This window comes from Micromonospora sp. NBC_01796 (genome assembly GCF_035917455.1).
In the GTDB taxonomy this organism is placed as follows: Bacteria; Actinomycetota; Actinomycetes; order Mycobacteriales; family Micromonosporaceae; genus Micromonospora_G.
This window is the reverse complement of the sequence record NZ_CP109078.1, coordinates 4,224,383-4,250,643: the sequence shown is the minus strand read 5'-3', so window position 1 is coordinate 4,250,643 and position 26,261 is coordinate 4,224,383. Positions and strand designations below refer to the sequence as shown.

The window sequence follows — 26,261 nt, the reverse complement described above, 5'->3', positions numbered from 1 at the left end:
GTCATTGGCGCCCGGTTGGGCTCCCCGGCCCGATTGATCGACAGACGGCGCGTACCGCAACCAAGGGCCGGATAGCACAGGGCATCGCCCGTACGGGGGCGATAGAACAAAAGGCGCATTAATCCGATCAAAGCTCACAAACCAGTTAGCCTCGGTCATGGTTCGGCTGCCGTCGGGCCACGCGGACAGGGGAAGGAGTGACGGAAGTTATGCCCAGGAAACATCTCGGCAGGGTTGTCGCCGGAGCCGCCCTCGGTGGCGCCTGCATGCTTGTCGGTACGCCCGGGATCGCCTCGGCGGCTGCCCCTCCCACCACCGAGCCGGGCCAGGTGTCGGCGAAGCCGCAGTGGGCGAAGCCCGGCGAGGAAGTCACCCTCGTCGAGGTCTGTACGGAGGCACAGGAGAGCCCCTGGATCTGGTCCGAGGTGACCGGAAAACTGGAACTGGAGCCGCAGCCCGCTCCGGAAGAGGCAGCTCCCGCTCCCGCTCCCGAGAGGCCGCAGGCACTGGGGATTCCGGCCGCACCGGGCGACACCCCGCCCGCACCCGAGGAGGCCCCGCCCGCCGCCGACCTGGGACCGGTCGAGGAGTACGCACCCCAGGCGGTGGAGCCGACCGCCGAGCCGATCGCCGAGCCGGACGTCCATGCCGACAGCCACGCGAACGACCATGCCGACGGCCATGCCGACGCGGACGGGCCGGCAGCGGTCGAGGAGCCGGCCGACGGCGAGCAGAGCGGTGCCCACACCTACTGGGCCACCACCGAGATCCCGGCCGACGCCACGCCCGGGCACTACAAGCTCAAGGGCTCCTGCGGATTCGGAACCCTGGTGGTCGTACCGACCGGCTGGGTCGAGGGCGGCGACGGTGGGGCGGGCGACAACGGTCTCGCGACCGGCGGAGCAGCGATGCTGGGCGCGGCGGCGATCGGCGGGATCGTCCTGATGCGGCGACGTCGGACCGATGGCTCGGTCGTCTGAAGGGTCGAGCGGACGGGCCGGCGGCCGACACGTCGCCGCCCGGCGTACCGCCGGCTACGTCCTCGTCGCCGTACTCTCGCTGGGTGGCGCCAGTCTTCTCGGCGCTGCCCAGGACCAGACCGCGGAACTGCCGCCCCAGCCCGCGGCGGAAGCCGCCCCCGGGTACGTCAACTCGCCGGTCGACCCCGACCTGTCCCCGCCCGCACCGACCCCGTCGGCGAGCCGGTCGGCCGGGATGGCCCGCTCCGAACCGGTCCGGGTCACCGTGCCGAAGATCGGCGTTGACGCCGAGCTGATGTCGCTGGGGGTCGACAAGGTCGGGATGATCGAGGTGCCGCCGCTGGCCAAGGCCGAACTCGCCGGTTGGTACCGGCTCGGTCCCAGCCCCGGCGAGATCGGCAACGCGGTGATCGTCGGGCACGTCGACTCCCACGAAACCGGACCTGCGGTCTTCTTCGATCTCGGCGCGTTGAAGGCCGGGGACAGGATCCAGGTGCCCCGCAAGGACGGAAGCGTCGCCGAGTTCACCGTCGACGGCGTCAAGTCGTACCCGAAGACCGCCTTTCCCACCGACCTGGTCTACGGACCGTCGGACAGGGCGGGACTGCGCCTGGTCACCTGCGGTGGCAGGTTCGACCGGAAGAAACGCAGCTACCCGGACAACATCATCGTCTTCGCCTCCGCCACCGAAACCGGTAAGCGGTAGGGATCAACTTTCTTCGTCCACTGTTCATCCGCGAGATCGTTACCGCTCGTCTGCCCGTGCGAACTTCCATGGTCGGGACCCGAGCAGCAACGGAGACTTGATGCCTGCCAGAAAGCTATATACGGCGCTCACCGTCGCGGCCGTCGCCGTCAGCACCCTCAGCGGTGCCGGAGCGGCCACCGCGCACCAGAAGTCGGACCGGCAACCGCTGTCGTTCGACCGGACCGCCACGTACCCGGTCTTCCAGAACCGGCCCGAGAGCGAGGACCCGACCACCCCGACCGTCGCCGAGATCTCGGCGGTCAGCGAGGACGGCCGGACGCTGATCTACACCGACGCGCTGGCCCGGCGGATCGGCTTCCTCGACCTGACCAACCCGGACAAGCCCCGTGGCCTGGGCACCCTCGCCCTGGACCAGCTCGGCGACGCCGAAGACGAGCCGACCTCGGTCGCCGTGGTCGGCCAGTACGTCCTGGTCGTGGTCAACACCAGCCCCAGCTTCACCGCACCGTCCGGCCGGTTGGACGTCATCGCGCTGCGCACCCGCCAGCGGGTGGCGAGCTTCGACCTCGGCGGCCAGCCCGACTCCATCGCGATCAGCAAGGACAAGCGGTACGCCGCCATCGCGATCGAGAACGAGCGGGACGAGGAGGTGGCCCCGCCCGGCGGCGAGGAGGGTGACCTGCCGCAGGCCCCGGCCGGTTTCCTCCAGATCGTCGACCTGACCGGCAACAACCCGACCCGGTGGAAGACCCGTCCGGTGGCGTTCACCGCCGCCGACGGCCAGGCACTGCCCGCGTTCGTCGGTGCCGGCTTCGCCGCACCGACCGACCCCGAGCCGGAGTACGTCTCCATCAACGGTGACAACGAGGTCGCGGTCACCCTCCAGGAGAACAACGGCGTTGCCATCGTCGACCTGCCGACCGGTCGGATCATCCGCGTGTTCAGCGCGGGTACCGCCTCGGTCAGCGGCATCGACACGGTCGAGGACGGCGCGATCGACCTGACCGGCTCGATCACCGACGTCCCGCGCGAGCCCGACGCCGTGGCCTGGATCGACGACCACTACCTCGCCACCGCGAACGAGGGCGACTGGCACGGCGGCACCCGTGGGTGGACCGTCTTCGACGGCCGTACCGGGCGGGTGGCCTGGGACGCGGGCAACACCTTCGAGCGGCTCGCCGTCACGTACGGGCTGCACAACGAGGACCGGGCCGAGAACAAGGGCACCGAGCCCGAGGGCGTCGCGGTCGCCGAGTACAACGGCACCCGGTACGCCTTCGTCGGCTCGGAGCGGAGCAACTTCGTCGCCGTCTACGACATCAGCCGGCCGACCAAGCCGGTCTTCCAGCAGGTGCTGCCGGCCACCAACGGACCGGAGGGGCTGCTCCCGATTCCGGGACGCAACCTGCTCGCGATCTCCAGCGAGGAGGACGACGCCGAGGTCGGCGTACGGGCCTCGGTGACCGTGTACCAGCTCGGCAAGGGCAAGCCCGCCTTCCCGACCATCGTCTCCGCCGACAAGGCGAAGGCCCCGATCGGCTGGGGTGCGCTCGGCGCGCTGTCGGCCGTACCCGGCAAGTCGCACCTGCTCTACAGCGTCACCGACGCCGCGTACACCCCGACCCGGATCCTCACCGTCGACCCGACCCGTACGCCGGCGGTCATCACCACCGCGCTGACCGTGTCGGACGCCGCGGGCCAGCCGGTCGGCTACGACGCGGAGGGCATCTACGCCCGCCCGCAGGGCGGGTTCTGGCTCGCCGTCGAGGGCACCACCGGTGCCGGCAACAAGCTGGTCCGGCTCGACCGCAAGGGCGTGACCCAGCAGGTGGTGGAGCTGCCGGCCGAGGTTGCCGCCGGCCTGGCCAAGCAGGGCTTCGAGGGCGTCACCGCGACCACCGACTCGCGTGGTCGCGAGGTGGTCTGGGCCGCCCTGCAACGGGAGGTCGCCACCGACCCGGCCGGCACGGTCCGGCTGGGCCGGTACGACGTGTCGGCGGGCACCTGGAGCTGGTTCGGATACCGCCTGGCCAGCACCAGCACGCCCGGTGACTGGATCGGCCTCTCCGAGATCACCGTGGTCGGCGACAAGCTCGCGGTGATCGAGCGGGACAAGCTCAACGGACCGGCCGCCCGGATCAAGCGGATCTACACCGTGGACCTGCCGCGCACCGCCGCGGCGCCGGGTCCGCTGCGGGTCCTGCCCAAGACCCTGGCGTACGACGTGCTGCCCGACCTGCGGGCGACGAACGGCTGGACCCAGGAGAAGCTCGAGGGTATGACCGTCGCCGGTGACGGTCAGGTCTACGCGATCACCGACAACGACGCGGTCCAGGACGCCACCGGTGAGACGGTGTTCCTGCACCTCGGTACGAGCAAGCGGGTCTTCGGCCAGCGATAGGTCCCCACTCGGCAGACGCCGATGGCCGGGTCCCCGCAGTTTGGGGACCCGGCCATCGGCCTGTTGCTTACTTGGTCCAGACGTCCTGCACGATGTGCGCGGCCTGGTTCTCCCACTGCGCGTACGCATCCGGGAACGCCGACACCTGAACCTTCTGCGCCGCATCCGTCAACGGCATGTCCTGCCACCCGTCAACCTGCTTCAGGTTGCTCAGGAAGGCCGTCGAAGCGTAGGTCGGGTCGGTGATCTGCTCAGGCGTACCCCAACCCGACGACGGGCGCTGCTGGAACAGACCCAGCGAGTCGTGGTCGTTCATGTCACCCAGATGACCCAGGTTCTCCAACTTCGACTCCTGCATCGAGGTAGCAACCGCGATCACGGCACCACGCTCACCCATACCCAACTTCTTCGCCGTCTCCGTGATGGCCTTGGCGTTGTCGGTCTGCTCCTTGCTCAGGTCAATGCTCGACTGCGCACCCTGAGTACCGTGCGGGATCAGCTTGTCCATGCCCGGCTTGTCACTGGTCACGGCGGCGACCGTGGTCATCGCCGGAGCCGCATGCTCAGCCGGGGACGCGAACGCGTGACCCACAGGACCCGCCACCGCACCACCAACAAACGCCAGGCTGGCAACACCCAGAGCGGTCTTACGAACAAACGAAGTCTCAGTAATACCGGTGAAAGTCGTCTTCACGATGGTTCACCTTCCAATCGGGGGTACCCGACGCGCGCCTACAGGGGGAGGCGCTGGCGCTCGGGGAAAGAAGTACGAGGCCACAGCACACACGAGGCGAGGCGATCATTGCCCCGGCGCTGCTCCGGTCGTACGCGATGTATAACCGCCCCGGGCCCGCCGGCATTCCGCGAACGGCCCCCCGACGAGAGTTGATCAAGCCCAAAAACCTCGCACACCCGACATGCGGGTTGACACCCGCTCATGAAGTACAGGGTCAGAAGGTGGCGATCGGGTTGACCGGGCTGCCGGACGTACCGGCGAAGCGGACCGGTGCGACTGCGAGGTGGAAGTCCCACTGGCCGAGTTCCGCGGCGGTTGTCGCGCACGCCTCCAGGTCGCAGTTGTCGAGCAGCCACAAACCCATCGCGACGAGACTCACGGCGTGAACCGGCATCAACACGTCGTCGTACCCCGACGGCTGGACGTCCTGGGGGGTGTCGGCCCCGATCAGCGCGACGCCGCGTTCGTGCAGCCATGGCAGGCAGGACGCGTGCCAGCCGGCCTGCGTGAAACCGCTGGCCTCACCGCCCTCGTGCCGGGCACGGCCATAGCCGGTACGCAGGAGCACCGCATCGCCCGGTCGCACCCGTACACCCTGGCGACGCTCGGCCTCCTCGAGATCTTCGGGGAACACACCCTCCCCCGGTTCCAACCACGGCACCTCGCGGGCCCTCGCGACGTCGAGCAGGACACCACGCGTGATGATCCCGTTCGCCGCCGCCGTCACGGCCGCCCACGCCGACCCCGTTTCGGCGTCGACCAACGAGTGCGACCGCCCGTTGTACATCTTGCCGTCCCAGAAGAGATGGCACGGTGAGTCGACGTGGGTCAGGGTGTTGCCGTGGAACGTGATGCCGAGCCGCTCGGACGAGAAGCCCCAGCGCCGGTCGGCGTGGAAGGCGGGCACCGGCATGTTCTCGCCACCCGGCATGTCGGCGGCGCACGGGCACGTCGTCGTCGACCGCTCCATGTCACCCGGTACGCCAACCTCCCACGCGCACGACACGCTCCTGCCGTGGCGCACGGCCCGCGCCGCCGCCACCCGGACGTCGTCGGTGATGTGGTTCAGCGTTCCGCGCTCGTCCTCGTCGCCCCACCGTCCCCAGTTCGACAGCGTGTCGAAGTACCCGAGCACGTCGTCCCGGGTGGGCATCGGTCGCACTGCCGTCATCCCAGCATCGACTCCTCCGGTCACGCGGTTCCAGGCATCGCAGGCAGCGTATCCCGCCGCCGGATCGAGGACCGCAATGACCGGTGGATCAGACGCACCGCACGGATACTGAGAATGAGTGGCTGTCCACGACGGGACAACCACTCATTCTCCGAAACCGTGCGTTACTTACTGGCGGCGGAGGTGCGGACGAGGGTACGGATCTGACGCAGCAGTACGGACAGTGCGGCCAGATCCGAACGGGACTCGTCGAACTCGCCCATCGCCTTCTGCGTACGGGTGATCGAGGTCGCGTTCGACTCCTCCCACTCGCGTACCCGTCGGTCGGCCGGAACCGAGTCGGCGGTCGAGTGGAGCACCTCGGCGGTGAGTGCGGCGAGCGCCGCGTACAGGTCGTAGCGGAGCGCCATCCGGGCCAGGGTCTGCCAGCGGTCCTCCCGTGGCAGCAGCGAGATCTTCGACAGGAGGGCGTCGACCCGGAACCGGTCGGAGAGGACGAAGTAGACCGAGGCCACCTCACCCACGTCCCGCCCGTTGGTCGCCGCGGTCTCCACCACGTCGAGCAGACCGAAGCTGTACATCAGCCGGGTGACCTGCTGGGCCAGCTCCCGCTCGATGCCGCGCGACATCAGCAGGTCGACGTGCGCGTCCAGGGCCTGCCGCTCCGAGCCGCAGAAGAGCTGGTCCAGCTCCGGCAGCAGCCGGGAGACACCGTCGCGGAGCCGGGCGATCTCGGCGGGTACGTCGATCGGCGAGCGCCGGTTGGTGACCAGCCAGCGCACCGCCCGGTCGAGCAGTCGCCGGGTGTCCAGGTAGACGCCGGTCTGCACCTCGGTCGGGACCTTGTTGTCCAGGTCCTCGACGGCGGCCCAGATCTCGCGCAGCTTGAAGACCTCCCGGACCACCACGTACGCCCGGATCACGTCCGCGGCAGAGGCGGCGGTCTCCTCGACCACCCGGTAGATGAACGAGATCCCGCCCCGGTTGACGGCCTCGTTCACCAGCACGGTGGTGACGATGTCCCGGTGCAGCCGGTGGTCGGCCATCCGGCTGGCGTACCGCTCGCGCAGCGGGCTCGGGAAGTACCCGGCCAGCACCTCGGCCGTCCACGGCTCGTCCGGCAGTCCGTCGGCCAGGATCTCCCGCTCCAGCACGATCTTCACGTACGCGAGCAGCACCGCGAACTCGGGCGCGGTCAGTCCGGACTCGGTCCGTACCGCCAGTTCCTCGTCCGGCGGCAGCGCCTCCAGCTCCCGGTTGAGCGCACCGGACTTCTCCAGGTCGCTGATCATCCGGCGGTGCACCGGCAGCAGCGACGCGGCCTGGGCCTGGGCGTTACCGATGGCGCGGGCCTGGTCGTAGTTGTCCCGGAGCACGTGCTCGGCGATCTCGTCCGTCATCTCGGCGAGCAGTTCGTCGCGCTCGGGCACGGTCAGCTCGCCGTCCGCGACCGCGGCACCGAGCAGGATCTTGATGTTGACCTCGTGGTCGGAGGTGTCCACCCCGGCCGCGTTGTCGATGAAGTCGGTGTACATCCGGCCGCCGGCCAGGGCGTACTCGATCCGGCCGAGCTGGGTGAAACCGAGGTTGCCGCCCTCGCCGACGACCTTGGCCCGCAGCGCCTTGCCGTCGACCCGGATCGCGTCGTTGGACTTGTCGCCGACCTGGCTGTTCGACTCGGCGGCACCCTTGACGTAGGTGCCGATGCCGCCGTTCCAGAACAGGTCGACCGGCGCGGTCAGGATCGCCTTCATCAGGTCCTGCGGCGAGATGCTGTCGATCCCCTCGTCGAGGGCGAGCACCGCCCGGACCTGCGGCGTGACCGGGATGGTCTTCGACGTACGCGGGAAGATGCCGCCGCCTTCGGAGATCAGGCTGGTGTCGTAGTCCTCCCACGACGAGCGCGGTAGGTCGAACAGCCGCCGCCGTTCGGCGAACGAGGCCGCCGGATCGGGATCGGGGTCGAGGATGATGTGCCGGTGGTCGAACGCGGCCACCAGCCTGATGTGCTCGGAGAGCAGCATCCCGTTACCGAACACGTCACCGGACATGTCACCGACGCCGACGACGGTGAAGTCCTGGGTCTGGGTGTCGATCCCCATGTCGCGGAAGTGCCGCTTGACCGACTCCCAGGCACCACGCGCGGTGATGCCCATCTTCTTGTGGTCGTAACCGGCGGAACCGCCGGAGGCGAACGCGTCGGCCAGCCAGAAGCCGTGCGACACCGAGATCTCGTTGGCGATGTCGGAGAAGGTGGCGGTGCCCTTGTCCGCCGCGACCACCAGGTACGGGTCGTCGCCGTCGTGCCGGACCACCTCGCGCGGCGGCACGATCTGCCCACCGACCAGGTTGTCGGTGACGTCGAGCAGGGCGGAGATGAACTCCTTGTAGCAGATGACCGCCTCGTCCCGGTCGCCCGGCTTCTGCTTCAACACGAAGCCGCCCTTGGCGCCGACCGGCACGATCACCGCGTTCTTCACCATCTGCGCCTTGACCAGGCCCAGCACCTCGGTACGGAAGTCCTCGCGCCGGTCGGACCAACGCAACCCGCCCCGGGCCACCGGCCCGAACCGCAGGTGCACACCCTCGAACCGGGGCGAGTAGACGAAGATCTCGTACTTCGGGCGGGGTGCCGGCAGCTCCGGAATCGCCTGCGGGTCGAGCTTGAAGGCCACGTACGCCTTGGGGCGCCCGTCGGTGGCCCGCTGGTAGAAGCTGGTCCGCAGGGTCGCCTGGATCAGCGTCAGGTACGAGCGCAGGATCCGGTCCTGGTCGAGGCTGCTCACCTCGTCCAGCGCGTCACCGATGCTCTCCACCAACTGCTTGCTCTGCACCTCACGCTGGCTCGCGTCGAGTTGCGACGACGGCGAGAACCGGACCTCGAAGAGCTGCACCAGCAGACCGGCGATCTCCGGGTACGCGATGAACGTCGACTCCATGTACTCCTGGGAGAAGACCGTCCCGGCCTGACGGAGGTACTTCGCGTACGCCCGCAGGACCACCACCTGCCGCCAGGTGAGGCCGCCGCGCAGGACCAGCTCGTTGAAGCCGTCCACCTCGGCCTCGCCGCGCCAGGTGGCGGAGAACGCGTTCTCCACGTGTGGGCGTACCTCGGCGAGGTCCCGTGCGCCGTCCTGGAGGTGCAGGCCGAAGTCGTACAGGTAGATCCGGCCGTCGACCCGGTCGACCTCGTACGGGTGCTCGTCGACGACGCTCACCCCGAGGGAGTGCAGGACGGGCAGGACGGCGGAGAGGACCATCGGCTCGCCGTACCGGTAGACCTTGAACCTGACCTCCAACTCCTCGTCGGAGGGCACGGCGGTGCTGCCCGGCCGGGGCGAGCGCTGCTTGCGGAACATGTGCATGGCCAGCTGGCCGGGCTCCTCCAGCAGTTCGAGCTTGGCCAGGTCCTTCATCGCCTCGTACGGCGTGTGGTCGTCCTTGTACCCCTCGGGGAAGGCGTCGGAGTACCGGCTGAACAGGCGCTTGGCCTGCTCGTCGCCGAGCTTGCGTTCGAGGACGAGACGGTAGTCGTCGTCCCAGAGCCGAGTGGCGTCGGCGAGCCGTTCGGCGAGCAGGTCCGCGTCCACCCCACCGGGCGGGTTCGACGGATCGGTACGGACGATGAAGTGCACCCGGGCGAGCATCGACTCGGTGACCCGGGTGGTGTAGTCGACCCCGATGCCGTTCAGCTCGCGCAGCAGGATCTCCTGCATCCGCAGCCGGTTCTGGGTGGTGAACCGGTCCCGGGGCAGGTAGATCAGGCAGGAGATGAACCGTCCGTAGCCGTCCCGGCGCAGGAACAGCCGCAGTTGCCGGCGCCCCGCCATCCGCAGTACGCCGATCACCGCGTGGTACAGGTCGTCGGTCTTGATCTGGAACAGCTCGTCGCGCGGGTACGTCTCCAGGATCTGGAGCAGGTCCTTGCCGGAGTGGCTGCGCGGGCTCAGCCCGGAGCGGTCCAGCACCTCGGCGACCTTACGGCGGACCACCGGCAGCTCCCGGACGCTGGTCCGGTACGCCGAGGTGGAGAAGAGGCCGAGGAACCGGCGCTCGCCGACCACCTCACCCGCGTCGTTGAAGATCTTGAACCCGATGTAGTCGAGGTAGGCGGACCGGTGCACGGTGGCGCGGGAGTTCGCCTTCGTGATGATCAACAGGCGCTTTTCCAGCACCTTGTCGTGCGCCTCCGGCGTCATCGAGGTGAGCGCCCGGGGTGCCGTCGAGTCCTGCCGGAGGATGCCCAGTCCGGTGCCGAGCACCGCCTCCAGCGCCTGCTCGGCACCGGCGGTGTCCGCACCGTCCGTGTCGACCAGCCGGTACTCCCGGTAACCGAGGAAGGTGAAGTGCTCGTGGGCCAGCCAGCGGAGCAGTTCCACCGAGTCGGTGATGTCCTTCTCCGGCACCGGCGGCCGGGTCTCGGACGTACGGGCGGCGGCCAGCTCGTCGGCGAGGGCGAGCGCCCGCTGCCGCATCTTCGGCCAGTCTTCGACCGCCTCGCGGACATCGGTGAGCACCCGCTGCAGCTCGCTGCGGAGTTTGTCGCGGGCACCCGCGTCCCGGACCGGATCGATCTCGATCCGCATCCAGCTCTCCACCACGTCGCCGTCGATCGCGTCGTCCGGCTCCACGTCGGCGGCGACCTCGGCGAGCCGGCCGAGCGGCTCCCGGCGTACCACGACCAGCGGGTGGATCAGCATGTGCAGGTCGAGGTGCTGGGCGGTGAGCAGGGCCGTCACCGAGTCGACCAGGAAGGGCATGTCGTCCGTGACGATCTCGATCACGGTGTGCTGCTGTTCCGGTGCCGGCTCGTGGATGCGCAGCTTCAGCTCGCCCGGCACCCGCTGCTGGGCCAGGTCGCGGTGGGCCTGGGCGGCGGCGAGCATCTCCGCGGCGGTGAACCCGATCAGCTCCTCGTCCGGCGCGAACCGCCAGAACCGGTCGACCAGGGTGGCCACGTCATGATCGTTACCAGCCAGCGCCACCGCCTGGGCAACGAGCCGTTCGGCGTTCGGGACCGGTTCGTCGAGATCCGCGTCCTCGACGTCATCGGTCAGCGCGTCCGGTGGCAGTCCCAGATCGTAAAGGGTGTCGACGCTGGCACCCGTAACCCCGCCCTCGACCCGAGGGCCGTGGCCGTCGTCGTCGCTCGCGGGATCGAAGTTGTCGTCCCGGCCGGTATCGACCTGCCGGAGATCGGACTCCGGAAACTTAATCGCCGGACGCCGGTCCATCGGTGCCACTCCCCTCGACCCACCGCGTTGTGGGTCACTCTGCGCCCAGCCTATGCCTTGCCGGTTCGCCCCTTGATCGGCGGACCGACGCACCGGACGTCCGGATCGCGACTTCGCCCTTTCACCCCTTGTGGGTACGGAGCACAGGTGTTCCTGAGTACCCCCACTCAGCAGGTCATCACACCTGGATCTCGGTTGCCTCCGAACCCGGCACGCAACCACCACCAGCAGCGCGGGCGTACTACCTTCAGGGATCGAATCGGGGACGAACGACCGAAAGGTGGCTGCCGCCACATGCGCCCGTACCAACAGCGAACCCGCGCAACGTCCATCAGCCGCCGCCGACCCGTCGTCGCCGCGCTCGTCGGGCTGGGCCTGGTGGCCGGGCTACTGACCGCCTGCTCGGGATCGGAGTCGCCGGAACAGGCGGTGGACGCCTTCCTGAGCGGTTGGCAGGACGGGAAACTCGACCAGCTCCGCTTCGTCGACACGCAGGGCCAGGGAGTCGCCGGCGCCAAGGTCGCCGAGGAGATCAAAGTGCTCTCCGGCGAGCTGACCGCGAAGCTGCGCCGGGAGGGCGAGGCGCAGGTCCGTGAGGACGCCGCGACGGCGAACCTGACGATCGACTGGACCCTGCCCGGTGGCACCCACTGGGCCTACCCCTCGACGGTACGGCTCAAGCGTGACACCGAGGACCACTGGCGGATCATCTGGGAACCCCGGATGGCGCAGGAGAAGCTGACCGCTGGCGACACGCTGACCGTACGGCGGGTCGCCGCACCTCGCGGCCAGATCCTGGACGGTGCCGGCCAGCCGATCGTGGCGGCCCGGTCGGTCGTGCTGGTGGGCGTGCAACCGAGCGAGGTGACCGACGTACCGGGCCTGGTCAAGAACCTGGACGCGGCGTTCAAGGCGATCCGGCCGGCGATCAGCCCGCCGATCGACCTCGCCGACCTGCCGGCCCGGATGAAGGAGGCCAAACCGGACGCCTTCGTCGACGTGGTGAGTCTCCGGAAAGAGGCGTACCAGCAGATCAAACCCCGCATCTACGACCTGCCGGGGACGAAGTTCCGGGAGGAGCAGCGCGAGTTGGCGCCCACCCGTGAGTTCGCCCGCGCCCTGCTCGGCTCGGTCGACCCGGCGCTCAAGGACGACCTCGACGCCAACCCCGGCGTGTACGCCGAAGGCGACCTGGTCGGCCACGGCGGCCTACAGGGCCAGTACGAGAAGCCGCTGCGCGGCACACCGGGCGGCACCGTGGTGATCAGCAAGCGCAACGCCGCGGGTGAGCTCGCCCCGACCGACCAGGAGTTGTACCGGATCGAACCGAAGCCGGGTACGGCGCTGAAGACCACGCTCGACGTCAAGACCCAGAACGCCGCCGACGCCGCGCTCGGCCCGGATCCGCACCGTACCGCCCTGGTGGCGATCAGGATCAGCGACGGGTCGGTCCTCGCCGCCGCCAACGGCCCCGGTGGCGGCACCGAGAACCTGGCCCTGACCGCCCAGGTCCCGCCGGGGTCGACCTTCAAGATGGTCAGCACGCTGGGCCTGCTCGACCTGAACGCGGTCAGCCTGGACGGCCCGGTCGACTGCCCGAAGAACTTCACCGTGGACGGGCGGTCGTTCAAGAACTCGAACGACTTCGAGCTGGGCAAGGTGCCGTTCCGGACCGACTTCGCCAAGTCCTGCAACACCGCGTTCGCGGCCCTGGCGCCGAAGCTCGGTGACACCGGGCTGGCCGAGGCGGGCCGGAACCTCGGCCTGGAGGCCAAGTGGGATCTGGGGGTGGAGGCGTTCTCCGGCAAGATCTCCACCGGGGGCTCCGCCGCCGAACGGGCCGCCGCCACCTTCGGTCAGGGCACCAACCTGGTCAGCCCGATCGCGATGGCCGCCGCCACCGCCGCCGTCGCCAAGGGTCAGTGGCAGCAGCCGAAGCTGGTCCTCGACCCCGCCCCCGGCGCACCGGCACCCGCCGGCCCGCAACTCAAGGCCGCCTCGGTCGAGCCGCTGCGGACCATGATGCGCGAGGTGGTCACCGTCGGCAGCGCGACCGCGCTCAAGGACGTCCCCGGCTCGCCCGTCCACGGCAAGACCGGAACCGCCGAGTACGACGACAACCCGGCCAACACCCACGCCTGGTTCGTCGGGTGGCAGGGCGACGTCGCGTTCGCGGTCTTCGTGGAGAAGGGCGGCGGCAGCGGCGACACCGCCGTCCCGATCGCCGAACGCTTCCTCCGCAACCTGTCCCCCCGCTAACCCATCCACCCCCGCCCGCCCCGCCCCGCTCCCGCCCGCTGCTGGGCGCTAATACAGAGAATGAGTGGTTATCCCAGCTCGGATAGCCACTCATTCTCTGTATTAGTCGAGGTATCGGCCTAGCGGGGCGGGCGGCGTGTGGCGGGCGGCGGGCGGCGGGCGGCGTGTGGCGGGTGGCGGGTGGCGGGTGGGGCGGTCAGGCGGGTGCGGCGGCGGGGCCGGGGGGTTCGGGTGTGGAGGGCGGGTCGGGGGGCGGGTTGCGGCGCAGGCGGCCCGGTCCGGCGGAGGGTGGGGGGCCGACCGGCTCCGGTGCCCAGGAGTGCGCCGCAGCGGTGGCGGCGCTCCGGGGCTCGTCGCCGTCGCCCCCCAACCGGTCCCGGCCGCCGGCATCGCGCCACTGTTGCAGGGCGGCGGGCAGGTCCCCGAGAGGATCGGCGGGCGGGATCGTCTCGGTTGGCGCGGCGACGGGTTCGAAGACGACCACGCCGTCGGTGACCGGGTCCGGCTCGCCGACCGGGACCGACCCCGGGACGGCGTTCGGGTGGCTCACCAGGAACGGCTCACTGACGGCAGGTTGATCATCGACCGGAAAGGGCCCACCGACACCGGTCGGGTCATCGACCGAGAACGGCCCACTGACGGCGTCCGGGTCGCTGACCGGGGACCATTCGTCATCGGCGGTCGGGGCGCTGATCAGGAACGGCTCGTCATCGGTGGTCGGGGCGCTGACCAGGAACGGCTCGTCATCGGTGGTCGGGTCGGCGTCCGGGAACGGGTCGGTGGTCGGGGACAGGTCGGCCACGTGCGCTGCCTGGACCGGTGGGTCGACCGGACCCGGCGCGTCGTCGACGCCCATCCCGGCGACCGAGGAGAGCCCCCGGCGCAGTGTGCTGGCCGATTTCACCGGGCGGGACGGGTGGCGTTCCGTACCGGCGTTCACCATGTCCGTACCGAGGGCGCTGACCGGTCCGAACGCGCTCGCCGAGGCCCGCGCGCCGGACGACGTACCGGAGGAGTTCTTGCGGACCGGGCGCAGGCCGCCACGCCCTGTCGCCGAGGACTGGTTCGGCAGCAGCCGGGCGGGAGGCGTCTCCGGGGCGGCGACCGGGGCCAGACCGGCGGCGAGGGTGGCGACGATCTCGGCCGCGTACGCGCCGTCCTGGTCGTAGTCGGGGTCGAAGACGGTGATCTCCACGCCGAGGCAGTGCGGGGTGTCGACGAGTCCGGCGAGCAGCAGCTCCAGCTCGGGGAACGCGATCCCGCCCGGGTCGGGCGCGTCGACCGCCGGCATCACCGCCGGGTCGAGTACGTCCACGTCGATGTGCACCCAGTACCCGGCACAGTCGGCGAGCTGGTCGTGCGCCCACTGGGCGGTACGGGCCGCCCCCTCGGCGCGCAGCGTCGGCACCGGCCGGGTCACGATGCCGGCCGCCTGGAGGTCGAGCCGGTACTCGTCCTGGGCCCGGATGCCGAGGACCACCACGTCGACGTCCCGGAAGTACGGCCGGCGCCCCTCGATCGAGGCGAGGTCGGGCTGCCCCCGCCCGGTGACCAGGGCCAGTCCCTCACCGGCGGCGGCGCCGACGTACGAGGCGTTGCCCGGGTGCCGGAAGTCGGAGTGGCCGTCGACGTAGACCAGCCCGATCCGGCCACCGACGGCCTCGCCGAGCCGGTGCATGGCGAGCGCGGAGCCGAGCACGATCGAGCAGTCGCCGCCGAGGACCACCGGGAACTCGCCCCGGTCGATGATCGCGCCGATCCGGTCGGCCAGCGATCGCGAGTACGCCCCGATCGCCCCGGCGTGGCTGACCCCGTCGCCGGGGCGCCAGTCGCCGGGGTCGTACCGCGACGGGGTGAGGCAGCCGGCGTCCCGGGCCCCGAGGCGGGCGATCAGGTCCTGGTCGCGCAACGCCCCCGGGGCCTTCGCGCACCCCGGCACTGACGTGGCGGTGGGCGGACGCAGGCCCAGGTTCGAGGGTGCGTCGAGGACGGCGATCCGGCGCATCATGGGCTCCCGTCCTCGTTCCCGACCCCGGTGCCGACCGGTACGCAGCTCGTACTCACCTGGTCAGGCCTTCCGAACCCATGTGATCACACTTTTCCCGCACCCAGGGTCAGGCATTTCGCACTAGCCTCGTCAGACTTTTCACGCTCCATGGTCAACCGTTACCCGGAACACCCCGGCCGCCCGTCCGACCGGGCACCGGTCAGAACAGCGCGCTGGCCAGCGCCCGGCGGGCTCCGGCGACGGCCGGGTCGTCCGGGCCGGCAACGGTGAACAGGGAGAGCAGGTGGCGACGGATGCCCTCGCGGTCGTCGCCCGAGCTGCGCCGGATCAGGTTGACCAGGCGCGCGTACGCCTGCTCCGCCTGGCCGGAGAGCACCTCGATGTCGGCGGCCAGCAGGTGGGCCGGGACGTCGTCGGGGTTGGCATCGGCGGCGGCGATGGCGGCGTTCGGGTCGACCCCGGTGACCCGGCGGGCGAGCGCGACGTGCGCCAGGCCGGCTTCGGCCGCGGCGTCCGCCGGTGCGTCCGACAGGATCTTCTTGTACGCCCGTTCGGCCGTGTCGAGGTCGCCGGTGATGAGCGCCTCGTCGGCCTCGCCCAGCCGGGGATCCTCGGGCGTGTCGACCGCCACCCCGCCGGCCTTGAGCACGGCGTCGAGCCACTGCCGCAACTGCGCCTCGGGCACCACGCCGGAGAAGGCGTCCACCGGCTGGCCGCCGATCACGGCGTAGACCATCGGGATGCCCTGGACCCGGAACATCTGGGCGATCCGCGGGTTGGCGTCGACATCGATCTTGGCGAGCACCCAGGCGCCGCCGCCCTCCACCGCCAGCCGCTCCAGGACCGGCGAGAGCTGCTTGCACGGCTCGCACCACTCGGCCCAGAAGTCGATCACCACTGGGGTGGTGAGGGACCGCTCCAGCACCTCCGTCTGGAACGTCGCCTCGCTGACGTCGATGACGGTGACCCCGCCTCCACCTGCGGCGCCGGCCGGCGCGGCAGCGGGTGCGGACGGGGTGGCCGGCGGCTGGCCGGCGGGTCGGGCGGTCGGCTGGGCGGCGCTGCGCAGCGCGCCGAGGTCTACCGCGCCGCGGGTGAAGATCGACGAGGTGATCCGTGGGTCGCTCATGGTTGTCTAGTCTCGCACGCGCGACGCGTAACCCAGAGCCACCGCCACGGCCACGAACATCACCCCGGCCAGCGCCCATGGCCCGAAAACCGGGAATAAATCCGGCCAGCGTGGCGGGGTCAGCCGGAAATCCCGGTCGACGAAGATCGGCAGATAGTCACCGGCCAGCCACCAGGCCGCCCCGGCGGCGAGCAACCCGGCCAGCGACGCGCTGGTCACCACGGGTAGGTACGACCACCGGGCGGCGGCGCCGACCACCCGGGCCGGCAGACCCTGACGACGCAACGCCCGACCGTCCTCGACCCGCCGCCGCCGGTCGACGGTGACCATCAGCACCAGACCGGACAGGGCGAGCAGGATGGCGAACCCACCGGCGAGCAGGTGGAACCAGACCGCGAGCGCGGGCGCCTGCCGGGCCAGCCGGTCCCGTTCCCCGGCCGCCGTCATCTCCCCGATCACCTGGAGCCCCTGGGCCTCCAACCGGTCGACCACGTCCGCCGGCGCATCCGCCGTCAACCACACCTCGGCCGCCGGCAGCAGGGTTCCGCTGACCGACTGTCGCTCGGCGTACTCCAGGTCGAGCAGGATGCCCCGACCACCCACCCGGGGCAGCACCCCGGCGTCGAGGACCGGGTCCACCTCGTGCAGGTCGGCGTCGAGTCCGGGGAGCCGGCCCGGCAGCCCTCCGGCGACCAGTGCCGGCAGCCGGACCGGTACGTCCAACGGCAGAGCCCAGGCCAGTTCCTCGTACGCCGACCCGGTGATCGGCAACCGCAGTCCCCGCCCGGCCGGGTCGGGCGCCGAATCGGGCGTACCGCGCCACCGTTGGGCGTCGGCGAAGTCCGCCGGACCGACCGCCACCTCACCGGAGTCGAGGGCCCGCAGCTCGACCAGCAGCAACTCGCCCGGTTCCGTACCGGGGCGCTGGTACCTGGCCTGGACCCCGACCACCCGGCAACCCGACACGCACCCCGGCACGTCGACCGGATACTCGTGCCGGCCCGTGTCCAGCACCCCGAGCGGTACGCGCAGCGGCGGGCCACCGGCCAGTGCCCGCAGGACCAGGGTCGCCTCCAGTTCGGCCCCTTCGGGCTGCGCGGGAACCTCCACGGTGAGCGCCGCCCGGGACGCCCGCAGGGTGAACGGGGCCGACACGGGCGCGCCCAACCGGGCCGCCGCCTGGTCGGCCGGCAGCCCGAACTCGGCCCGCCAGGTCGGCACCCGTGGCAGTGCCTTCGAATCCACCAGCAGCACCGACGTTGCGTTGTCGTCCTGCGCCGGCAGGACGCCGACGGCCATCGCGTACCCCCCGGCGGGGTCGACCGCGCGGGCCGCGCCCAGCAGCACCCCGGCGTCCACCGGCAGTACGCGCAACGCCCGGTCCGCCCCGGTCTGCACGCTGGCCCGCTCGGCGCGGGCCCGGCCCGCCACGTCGACCGCCGCGGCGGCGAAGGAGAGCGACGCGACCGCGACCGTGACCAGCACGAAGAGTCGTTGACTGCCCGGCCGGCGGGCGAGTTGGAGCAGACCCAGCGCCGGACCGACCCGACCACGGCGCAACGCGACCGCGCCGAGCCGACCGGCGAGCGGCATCAGCAGCCGCGCCGCGACCAGTGCCACCGCGAGCGCCACCAGGCCGGGCACCAGCAGGGAGAGCCCGACCAGCTCACCGTCGAAACCCCGCAACTGGAACGCGGCCACCACCGCCAGCACCACCGCGATCGCCTCGACCGCGACCGAGCGCCAGCTCACCGACCGGGCCGGTACCCGGCGCAGCAGGTCGACCACCGGGCTGGCCACCACCCGTCGCTGGGCCAGGAGGCCGGCGATCAGGGCACCGGCGACCGCGACCAGGGCCGCGGTCAGGGCGGATCGCGGCGGCAGGACACCGAACTCGGCGTCCATCCGGGAGCGGGCGATCAACTGCACCCCGAGCGTGCCGACCAGGAAACCGATCGGCGCGCCGATCAGGATCGCCAGCACACTCTCGCCGCCGGAGAGCCACCACCGGGTCGGCGTACGGATGCCGCGCAGCGCCACCAGCCCCAGCTCGTGCCGGCGGGCGGCGGTGCCGAACGCGACCGCGAGGAAGATGACGAACCAGCAGAGCGCCACCAGCGGTACGGCCGCCACCGGCACCACCTGCCGGGCCAGCCCTCGGGAGTCCTCGATCCGGTCCAGCAGATCCGGGAGGTCGGCCAGCATCGTCGCGTACCCGGCCCCACCGGCGCTGCCGCCCAGGTCGTCCTTCAGCTCCTCGTACTCGGCCCGGAGTGCGGGCAGCCGGTCGGGCGTCAACGCGTCCGGTCCCGGAATGCTGTCGACCTGCCGCAGGTCGGTCGGGTGCGGGATCACGTCCAGCCCGGACCGGGTCACGAAAACCGGCTCGCGGGCCGTGTCCGGCGCCCCCGGCACGAAGTAGCCCGACCGTCCCCAGTAGACCTCCTCCGGATCGGTCGGCCGGTAGACCCCGACGACCACGAGGGTCGCCGGTTGGGCGATCGGGACGTACCTGTTCCGGATCGGGTCGAACATGCAGGCCACGACGGTCACCTCGGCCCCCGGCACGAGCCCGCGCCGGGTGCCGGTCGACTCACCGATCAGCAACTCGCTGTTGGCCACCGCGCACCTGCCCCGGACCAGGACCAGGTGCGAGCAGACATCCTCCCGGAACACCACCGAGGACTGCTCGGCGTCCCCGACCTCGATCCCGAGGATGCCGAACTGGGCCGAGTACACCGGGCTGAAGCCGGGCAGGGTGAGCAGCGACGAGGTCATCGAGTCGAACCGGGTGTCCTGGATGTCCGGCTCGTTGAGCACGGTCGTGAGGCTGACCGTACGTTCCCGACGGGGTGCTTCCGCCACCACCACGGCGCTGCTGGCCCGGTCGACGGCGGCCAGGTACACCGGGCCGGCGACCGCCGCACCGGTGGCGAAGATGCTCAGCAGGAGCAGCACCACCGCCGGCCCGCGCCGGGCCGCCAGCATCGACCAGACCAGCCCGATCACGGTGCCTCCCTCGGTGCCCGGACCCCACCGGCGGTTCGGGCGGTGACCGCACGGACCAGCTGGGTCGACGCGATCGCCGCCGCCCCGCCGAGCACGACCAGGCCGCCGAGCGCGGCGAGCAGCAGGGCGGGGCCACCGGGGGCGGTGGACGTCGGCAGCAGCCGCCACCCGTCCACGAACAGCGGCATGGTGGACCGCAGGACCGCCCCGGCCAGCACGGCCGCACCGACGCCGAGCAGCACCGCGCAACCGACCAGGAGCAGGTCACCCCCGTACGCGACCCGGCGCACGGCGCCCGGGGGCAGACCCTGCACCCGCAGTGCCACCAGGTCGGCCCGGCGGTCGCCCCGCTCGACGGCGGCGGCGACGGTGAACGCACCGGCGGCGAGCAGCAGGCCGATCACCCCCGCGAGGAGTTGGAACCGCAGCGTCGACGGCGGCCCCTGCCGGCCCAGCCGGTCCTGCACCGACGCCATCGAGTCGGTGTCGACGATGGTCAGTCCCTGCGCCCGGAGCCGGTCGGGCAGGTCCTCGGGGGCGTCGGGGGCGAGCCAGACCTGTGGCTCGTCACCGAAACCGCCGGCGGCGAGCCGGTCGGCGTACTCCAGGTCGACCAGGAACCCGGTGCCCGGGACCTGTGGCAATGCCCCGGCCGAGGGAGGGACCCGGATCGGGATGGCGGTTCCGCCGAACAGCCGTAGTTGCGGATCACCCGGGACCACGACCGGTATCCGGCCGGTCCCCAGCACCGGCAGCGGGACCGGTGCGTCGATGACGTACGCCCGTGCCAGGGGCAGCGCCCCGGTCGGTATCCCGGGCCGGGTGGTCACGGTGAGCCCGCCCGGTCCGGCGGCCACGATCGGGGCGGGCAGGTCCAGGAAATCCTGGGCCCGCCAGCGCAGCGGATCGGCGAGCACGGCCGGGGTGAGCAACGGATCGGTCGGACCGGCCAGTCCGTGCAGTTCGACGCTGCGCCCGGCCGCCGTGATCAACTGCCCGGAGGAGTCACGGCTGGCCAGGTCGAACCCGACCAGGCGGCAGCCGGCCGGGGCGGTGGACGGCTCCGCCGAGGCCGCCGTACCGCAGTCGGCGGCGGGCGCGGTGTATTCGGCCCGCCCGGTGGTGACCGGGCCGAACAGCACCGGCACCGGCTCACCGGCGGGGTTGAGCAGTTGCGCGATCACCAGCAGCGGCGGGGCCACCCGACCCGGTTCGGGCGGGACCTGGCTCGCCTCGGCGGTCAGGTCGAGGGTCAGGGCGCCGTCCGGCACCAGCACCGATTCGGGTACGGCCGGACGCAGCAGGCCGACCAGTTCCGAGGTGCCGGCCGGGGTGTACTCCGGCTGGCCGATGGCGATCCGCGCGAACCGGGGTGAGTCGACCGCCAGCATGGTCTGCCCGTTGCCCCCGCTGACGCTGTTGCGTACGACCGCCATCGCCTGCGTACCGCCGGGGTCGACGGCCCGGACCGCGGCGAGCAGGTGCGCGCGGTTGCGGACCTGGACGGTGAGCACCCGGTCGGCGCCGAGTTCCTGTGCCGACCGGCGGTCCCGTGCCTGCCCACTGGCGGACCACCCGGTGACCGCGGTGGTGAAGATCGCGACCGCGACCGTCATGAGGGCGAAGATCCGGTGCGTGCCGGGCCGGCGGGCGACCTGCAGGGCGGCCAGCAGGACCGGCAGCCGACCGGCCCGCAGCGCCCGGCGGCCGGCGCGGACCCCGAGCGGGCCGAGCAGCCGCCCCGCCACCAGGGCCACCACCACGGCGACCAGGGCCGGGGCGACGAGGACCAGCCCGGTGGCGCTGCCGGGCTCCCGGTCGGTCACCGCCGCCTGGTAGATCCCGGCACCGGCGACCGCGACGAGTACCAGGTCGACGACGTCGGCCCGCCACCCGCGCCGGCGCGGCGGTACGTGGCGCAGCAGCTCGACCACACCCGAGCCGATCGCCCGCGAGTCGGCGAACACGACGGCGACCAGTGCCCCGGCCATCGCGGTCCCGGCGGCGGCGAGGGAGAGGGCGGTGGCGGTCGCGGACCGTCCCGGGTCGGCGATCGCGCCGGAGAGCAGGCGGGCGGCGAGTACGCCCAGCCCGACGCCGACCAGCGCGCCGGTGACCATCGGCAGCGCGCTCTGGAGCATCACCAGGGCGGTGACCCGCCACCGGGCTCCACCGCGCAGCTTGACCAGGCCGATGTCGGCGCGGCGCTGCTCGGCGGTGTGCCGTACGGCGAAGTAGAGGGCGAACCAGCAGAGCAGCAGCAGCTCGACGGCGGCGACGGTGACCCCGAGGTTGAGCAGGTCCTGTTCCCGGTACACCCGCTCGGCCAGCCGTCGGGCGTTCGTCTCCACCCGCCAGGAGGTGGCCCCCTGGCCCTGCCGGGCGATGTCGGCGACCAGGTCGTACCCGTCGATCCGGAGGAAGGCCGAGGCCGGCAGCTCCAGGTGGTAGTCGGCGTTGATCTCGCGCAGCGGGAGGGCTGCCATCGTCTCCGCCGTGACGAACATCGAGTCGCCGGAGTTGGTCGCGCTCGACTCGTTGCCGGTCACACCGCCCAGCTCGCTCAGCGCCCAGTAAGCCGACGCCGGATCGCGCAGCTCGTAGAGGCCGACCACCCGCACCGGCAGGTCGCCCGACAGTCCGGCCTCGAAGACGACCTCGTCCCCGATGCCCACCTGGAGCAGTTCGGCGGTACGCCGGCTCAGCACCGCCTGCCCCGGCCCGTCCGGGCAGGCCCCGTCGACCACCAGTTCGGGGCAGACCCTGTCCCGGTAGGCGATGGTGAGCCGGAGCCGGCCGGTCGGGCCGGCGGCGTTGCCGCTGTACCGCAGCGCCACGGTCGGACTCGTACCCGGCACGGTGAGGGCCCGTCCACCGTTGGTCCGGGCGGCGGTCAGCAGTGCCTCACCGGTCACGTTCTCGGCCGGTGGTTTGACCACGGATCCGGTCGCGCGGGCGGCGAGGAATCTCGGGTCGGCGCCCTCGACCTGGGCGAGCGCCACGGTACGGGCGGTGGCCATGACGTACCACGGGGCGGCGGTGGCGGCGGCCACGGCGAGGCCGGTCAGCACGAAGAGGATCGCGGCCTGCGCCCGGCGCACCCGGATCGCGCTCAGGACCAGGCCGAGCATGGCACCTCCGGGCGACGGTCGTCGATGCGGACCAGCGCCGACCCTATCGCCCCGGACCACCGAAAATCTGTCCCGTGACCCGGACCGGGGCGCATCGGACCGGCCGGGTCGCCGCCACCTCAGCCGGCCGGCTCCCGTTGCGCCGGTGGCGCCACTCCGACGCCGCCGATCACCAGCGTCACCACGCCGTCGGTCCGGTCGACGGTGAACAGCGTGCCGGGCGGGAACTCGCCCAACACCTCGGGCGGCAGTTGCACGGTGCCGTCGCCGGCCACCACCGCGAAGTCCTGCCCGTCGCGCCCCTCGGCGCCGACCCGACCGTCCCGGATGGTCACCGCCCGACCGAACCGGTTGCCCACCACGCTGTCGTGGGTGACCACCACGATGGTGGTCCCGCGTTCGGCGTTGACGGTCTCCAGGGCGTCGAGGACCTCGTCCCGTCCCCGGGTGTCGAGCTGGCTGGTCGGCTCGTCGACCAGGAGCAACCCGGGCGAGGCGGCGATGCCGACGGCGAGCGCGGCCCGCTGCCGGGCGCCGGGGGCGAGGGTGTCGATGCGTACGCCGCCCTGGCCGCGCAGGCCGACGAGGTCGAGGATCCGCTCGGGGTCGTCCAGGGTGATGCCGGAGGTGGCCGCCGCCCTGCGTTGGGCCAGCCACACGTTGCGCTGGAGCGAGGCGTACGGGAGCAGGTTGCGGGCGGCACCCTGGAGGACCACCCCGATCTCGGTGCCGCGCAGCCGGGAGATCTCCCGGTCGCTCAGCTTGCCGAGGTCGTACGTGCCGACGCTGACCCGTCCGGCGGACGGGCGCATCAGCCCGGCGAGCAGGGCGACCAGGGTCGACTTGCCCGACCCGGACGGGCCGACGAGGGCGAGCATCTCCCCGGGGTTGATCGAGATGTCCACCCCGGAGAGAGCGACCACGTCACCCGCCTCGGCCCGGTAGATGTGCACCACCCGCCGACACGCCACCGCCAACCCAGTCATCGCTGATAGCTATCACAAGCTCACCCGCGAAACCACCCCGTGGCGGTCAGAAGCGGGCGGGTTCGCGGTAGACGCCCCATTCGGCGCGCAGGGCGTCGCAGATCTCGCCGAGGGTGGCTTCGGCGCGTACGGCGTCGAGCATCGCCGGGATCATGTTCTCCCCGGTACGCGAGACCGCCACCATCCGGTCCACGGCGGCCTTGACCTCGGCGGTGTCCCGGCCGGTCTTGCGTTCGGCGAGCACCCGGCGCTGCTCCACCTCCACCTCGTGCGAGATGCGCAGGATCTCCAGCTCCTTGGCCGTCGTCCCGGTGTGTACGTTCACCCCGACGATCTTCTTCTCGCCCTTCTCCAGGGCCTGCTGGTACGTGAACGCCGCCTCGGCGATGTGGCCGGTGAACCAGCCGTCCTCGATCCCGCGCAGGATGCCGGAGGTCATCGGGCCGATCTGGTGCGGTCCCTCGCCGCCGAGCTGGCGGATCCGGGCGAAGATCTCCTCCGCCTCGGCCTCGATCCGGTCGGTGAGCGCCTCGACGTACCAGGAGCCGCCGAGCGGGTCGGCGACGTTGGTGACGCCGATCTCCTCCATCAGCACCTGTTGGGTCCGCAGCGCGATCTCGGCCGATTCGTCGGTCGGCAGGGCGAGGGTCTCGTCCAGGGCGTTGGTGTGCAGCGAGTTGGTGCCGCCGAGGACGGCGGCGAGCGCCTCGACCGCGGTCCGTACGACGTTGTTGACCGGCTGTTGCGCGGTCAGCGAGACGCCGGCGGTCTGGGTGTGGAAGCGCAGCCAGAGCGCCCGTTCGTCGGTGGCGCCGTAGACCTCGCGCAGCCACCGGGCCCAGATCCGGCGGGCGGCCCGGAACTTGGCGATCTCCTCGAAGAAGTCGAGGTGGGCGTCGAAGAAGAAGCTGAGTCCGGGGGCGAAGACGTTGACGTCCAGTCCCCGGGACAGGCCGAGTTCGACGTAGCCGAACCCGTCCGCGAGCGTGTACGCCAGCTCCTGGGCGGCGGTCGAACCGGCCTCCCGGATGTGGTAGCCGGAGACCGACAGCGGCTTGTAGCGCGGGATCTCCCGGGCGCAGTACTCCATCAGGTCGCCGATCAGGCGCAGGTGCGGCTCGGGTTCGAAGAGCCACTCCTTCTGCGCGATGTACTCCTTGAAGATGTCGGTCTGCAACGTGCCGTCCAGCTTGGACAGATCGGCGCCCTGGCGTTCGGCGGCGACGAGGTACATGCAGAAGACCGGTACGGCCGGTCCGGAGATGGTCATCGAGGTGGTGGTCCCGGCCAGGCCGATGCCGTCGAAGAGGGTCTCCATGTCGGCGGCCGAGTCGATGGCCACGCCGCAGTGCCCGACCTCGCCGAGCGACTGCGGGTCGTCGGAGTCGCGCCCCATCAGGGTCGGCATGTCGAAGGCGACCGAGAGCCCGCCGCCACCGGCGCCGAGGATCATCTTGTAGCGCTCGTTGGTCTGCTGGGCGTTGCCGAAGCCGGCGAACTGCCGGATGGTCCAGGTCCGTCCCCGGTATCCGGTCGGATAGAGACCCCGGGTGTACGGGTACTCCCCCGGCCAGCCGATCCGCTCGAAGCCGGGGTGGTCGGTGCCGGGTGGCGGGCCGTAGACCGGTTCGACGGGCGCGCCCGACAGGGTGGTGAAGTCGGCGTCCCGTTTGCGGGCCGCGTCATACCGGGCCTGCCAACGGGCCCGGCCGGCATCGATCTCGTCGGCGTTCATCCGGAGAGCTCCTCCTCGAGTCCTCGACTGCCAGTCGAGCATAGAGGGCTTTCCTGAACGATCGCTAAGCCAGCCTACGATCAAGGACCTCCCGCCACCGGATCGGAGGGTGATCCGGAGCGAAAGGTCCTAAAATCGCGGCAATTGTGCTTGATGACCGGCGACCTGCCACGGCCGACCGGGCACCGGCGGTCGACCGGTGACTCAGGCTCCGGCGGCCGGCGCGGCGGGCAGCTCGATGTCGTCGACCTTGACGTTCACCTGGGTCACCTGGAGGCCGTACTTCTCGACCGCCTCGATGACCTTGGCCCGTACCGCCTCGGTCACCTCGCCCACCACGTGACCGGCCTCGAGCACGATGACGACGTTGATGGTCGCGGCCGTACCCTTCACGTCCACCGAGACACCACGGCCGGCGTCACCCACCTCGTCCAGCCCGATCCGGTCCAGGACGCTGTTGAAGAAACGCGCCACGTCGCCGCCGAGCTCGGCGACACCCGGCACCTCACGCGCCGCCGTACCGGCGATCTTCTCCACGACCTCCTCGGACACCGCGGTGGTTCCGCGCGGTGCGGCGGCCGGCGCGGGGGCCGCTGCCGCCTCGGGTACGGCGCTGCCCGCGGCGTCGCCCTCGGTGTTCTGCACAACCTCGCTCATGCTGACTTCTCCCCTGGTCTCGGCGCCGACCCCGGCGCCCTGCGCGATGAGGGAGCCTACTCGGCGCGACCCGTTCGCGGGATGGCCTGACGGATAGTGTCCACCCAGGACGGGCG

13 protein-coding genes and 1 pseudogene are annotated in these 26,261 nt (G+C 71.5%); 4 read left to right on the top strand and 10 right to left on the bottom strand.

What is annotated here, in order from left to right; translation table 11 throughout:
- Positions 1-209: 209 nt before the first annotated feature.
- From OIE47_RS19550 to OIE47_RS19540, 3 genes are all read left to right on the top strand, one after another.
- A complete protein-coding gene (locus OIE47_RS19550; protein ID WP_326562922.1) occupies positions 210-980 on the top strand; it encodes a hypothetical protein in 771 nt (256 codons plus the stop codon).
- Positions 964-1,686: a class F sortase gene (locus OIE47_RS19545; RefSeq protein ID WP_326562921.1), complete on the top strand. Its 723-nt coding sequence runs from the start codon at positions 964-966 to the stop codon at positions 1,684-1,686. The genes OIE47_RS19550 and OIE47_RS19545 overlap by 17 nt, the downstream gene beginning before the upstream one ends.
- Before the next feature lie 100 nt (positions 1,687-1,786).
- Complete coding sequence (locus OIE47_RS19540; protein WP_326562920.1) at positions 1,787-4,090, top strand: esterase-like activity of phytase family protein; 2,304 nt, start codon at positions 1,787-1,789, stop codon at positions 4,088-4,090.
- Between the two features lie 67 nt (positions 4,091-4,157).
- On the opposite strand, the gene OIE47_RS19535 is transcribed toward OIE47_RS19540, so the two are convergent.
- The 3 genes from OIE47_RS19535 to OIE47_RS19525 all read right to left on the bottom strand — a co-directional run bounded on the left by OIE47_RS19535 (position 4,158) and on the right by OIE47_RS19525 (position 11,231).
- Positions 4,158-4,784: a hypothetical protein gene (locus OIE47_RS19535; protein WP_326562919.1), complete on the bottom strand. Its 627-nt coding sequence runs from the start codon at positions 4,782-4,784 to the stop codon at positions 4,158-4,160.
- A 256-nt stretch (positions 4,785-5,040) separates the two neighbouring features.
- Entirely contained in the window at positions 5,041-5,997 is a 957-nt protein-coding gene (locus OIE47_RS19530; protein ID WP_326562918.1) for a cyclase family protein, read from the bottom strand.
- Positions 5,998-6,161: 164 nt separating this feature from the next.
- Entirely contained in the window at positions 6,162-11,231 is a 5,070-nt protein-coding gene (locus OIE47_RS19525; RefSeq protein WP_326562917.1) for an NAD-glutamate dehydrogenase, read from the bottom strand.
- A 294-nt stretch (positions 11,232-11,525) separates the two neighbouring features.
- Here OIE47_RS19525 and OIE47_RS19520 point away from each other — a divergent pair, with 294 nt between their 5' ends.
- Positions 11,526-13,490: a penicillin-binding transpeptidase domain-containing protein gene (locus OIE47_RS19520; protein ID WP_326562916.1), complete on the top strand. Its 1,965-nt coding sequence runs from the start codon at positions 11,526-11,528 to the stop codon at positions 13,488-13,490.
- 1,092 nt (positions 13,491-14,582) lie between these two features.
- Here OIE47_RS19520 and OIE47_RS19515 read toward each other — a convergent pair.
- The 7 genes and pseudogenes from OIE47_RS19515 to OIE47_RS19485 form a co-directional block, all read right to left on the bottom strand.
- Positions 14,583-15,498, bottom strand: a pseudogene (locus OIE47_RS19515) (arginase family protein); the annotation flags it as partial.
- A 199-nt stretch (positions 15,499-15,697) separates the two neighbouring features.
- Complete coding sequence (locus OIE47_RS19510; RefSeq protein ID WP_326562915.1) at positions 15,698-16,627, bottom strand: tetratricopeptide repeat protein; 930 nt, start codon at positions 16,625-16,627, stop codon at positions 15,698-15,700.
- A gap of 6 nt (positions 16,628-16,633) precedes the next feature.
- Positions 16,634-19,636, bottom strand: a complete 3,003-nt coding sequence (locus OIE47_RS19505; protein WP_326562914.1) for an FtsX-like permease family protein — start codon at positions 19,634-19,636, stop codon at positions 16,634-16,636.
- Positions 19,633-22,767 carry an FtsX-like permease family protein gene (locus tag OIE47_RS19500; RefSeq protein ID WP_326562913.1) on the bottom strand — a complete coding sequence of 1,045 codons (3,135 nt, stop codon included), beginning with the start codon at positions 22,765-22,767 and terminating at the stop codon, positions 19,633-19,635. The genes OIE47_RS19505 and OIE47_RS19500 overlap by 4 nt, the downstream gene beginning before the upstream one ends.
- 119 nt (positions 22,768-22,886) lie before the next feature.
- Complete coding sequence (locus OIE47_RS19495; protein WP_326562912.1) at positions 22,887-23,753, bottom strand: ABC transporter ATP-binding protein; 867 nt, start codon at positions 23,751-23,753, stop codon at positions 22,887-22,889.
- A gap of 46 nt (positions 23,754-23,799) precedes the next feature.
- On the bottom strand, positions 23,800-25,488 hold the full coding sequence (locus OIE47_RS19490; protein ID WP_326562911.1) for an acyl-CoA mutase large subunit family protein: 1,689 nt from the start codon (positions 25,486-25,488) through the stop codon (positions 23,800-23,802).
- A 204-nt stretch (positions 25,489-25,692) separates the two neighbouring features.
- Positions 25,693-26,145: an Asp23/Gls24 family envelope stress response protein gene (locus OIE47_RS19485; RefSeq protein WP_326562910.1), complete on the bottom strand. Its 453-nt coding sequence runs from the start codon at positions 26,143-26,145 to the stop codon at positions 25,693-25,695.
- Positions 26,146-26,261: the final 116 nt, after the last annotated feature.

What these genes read in the sequence shown, in the direction of transcription:
- OIE47_RS19490 (WP_326562911.1), bottom strand. Translation starts at nt 25,488, where the DNA reads ATGAACGCCGACGAGATCGATGCCGGCCGGGCCCGTTGGCAGGCCCGG.
- OIE47_RS19545 (WP_326562921.1), top strand. Translation starts at nt 964, where the DNA reads ATGGCTCGGTCGTCTGAAGGGTCGAGCGGACGGGCCGGCGGCCGACAC.
- OIE47_RS19495 (WP_326562912.1), bottom strand. Translation starts at nt 23,753, where the DNA reads ATGACTGGGTTGGCGGTGGCGTGTCGGCGGGTGGTGCACATCTACCGG.
- OIE47_RS19485 (WP_326562910.1), bottom strand. Translation starts at nt 26,145, where the DNA reads ATGAGCGAGGTTGTGCAGAACACCGAGGGCGACGCCGCGGGCAGCGCC.
- OIE47_RS19500 (WP_326562913.1), bottom strand. Translation starts at nt 22,767, where the DNA reads ATGCTCGGCCTGGTCCTGAGCGCGATCCGGGTGCGCCGGGCGCAGGCC.
- OIE47_RS19525 (WP_326562917.1), bottom strand. Translation starts at nt 11,231, where the DNA reads ATGGACCGGCGTCCGGCGATTAAGTTTCCGGAGTCCGATCTCCGGCAG.
- OIE47_RS19520 (WP_326562916.1), top strand. Translation starts at nt 11,526, where the DNA reads ATGCGCCCGTACCAACAGCGAACCCGCGCAACGTCCATCAGCCGCCGC.
- OIE47_RS19530 (WP_326562918.1), bottom strand. Translation starts at nt 5,997, where the DNA reads ATGACGGCAGTGCGACCGATGCCCACCCGGGACGACGTGCTCGGGTAC.
- OIE47_RS19540 (WP_326562920.1), top strand. Translation starts at nt 1,787, where the DNA reads ATGCCTGCCAGAAAGCTATATACGGCGCTCACCGTCGCGGCCGTCGCC.
- OIE47_RS19510 (WP_326562915.1), bottom strand. Translation starts at nt 16,627, where the DNA reads ATGAGCGACCCACGGATCACCTCGTCGATCTTCACCCGCGGCGCGGTA.
- OIE47_RS19550 (WP_326562922.1), top strand. Translation starts at nt 210, where the DNA reads ATGCCCAGGAAACATCTCGGCAGGGTTGTCGCCGGAGCCGCCCTCGGT.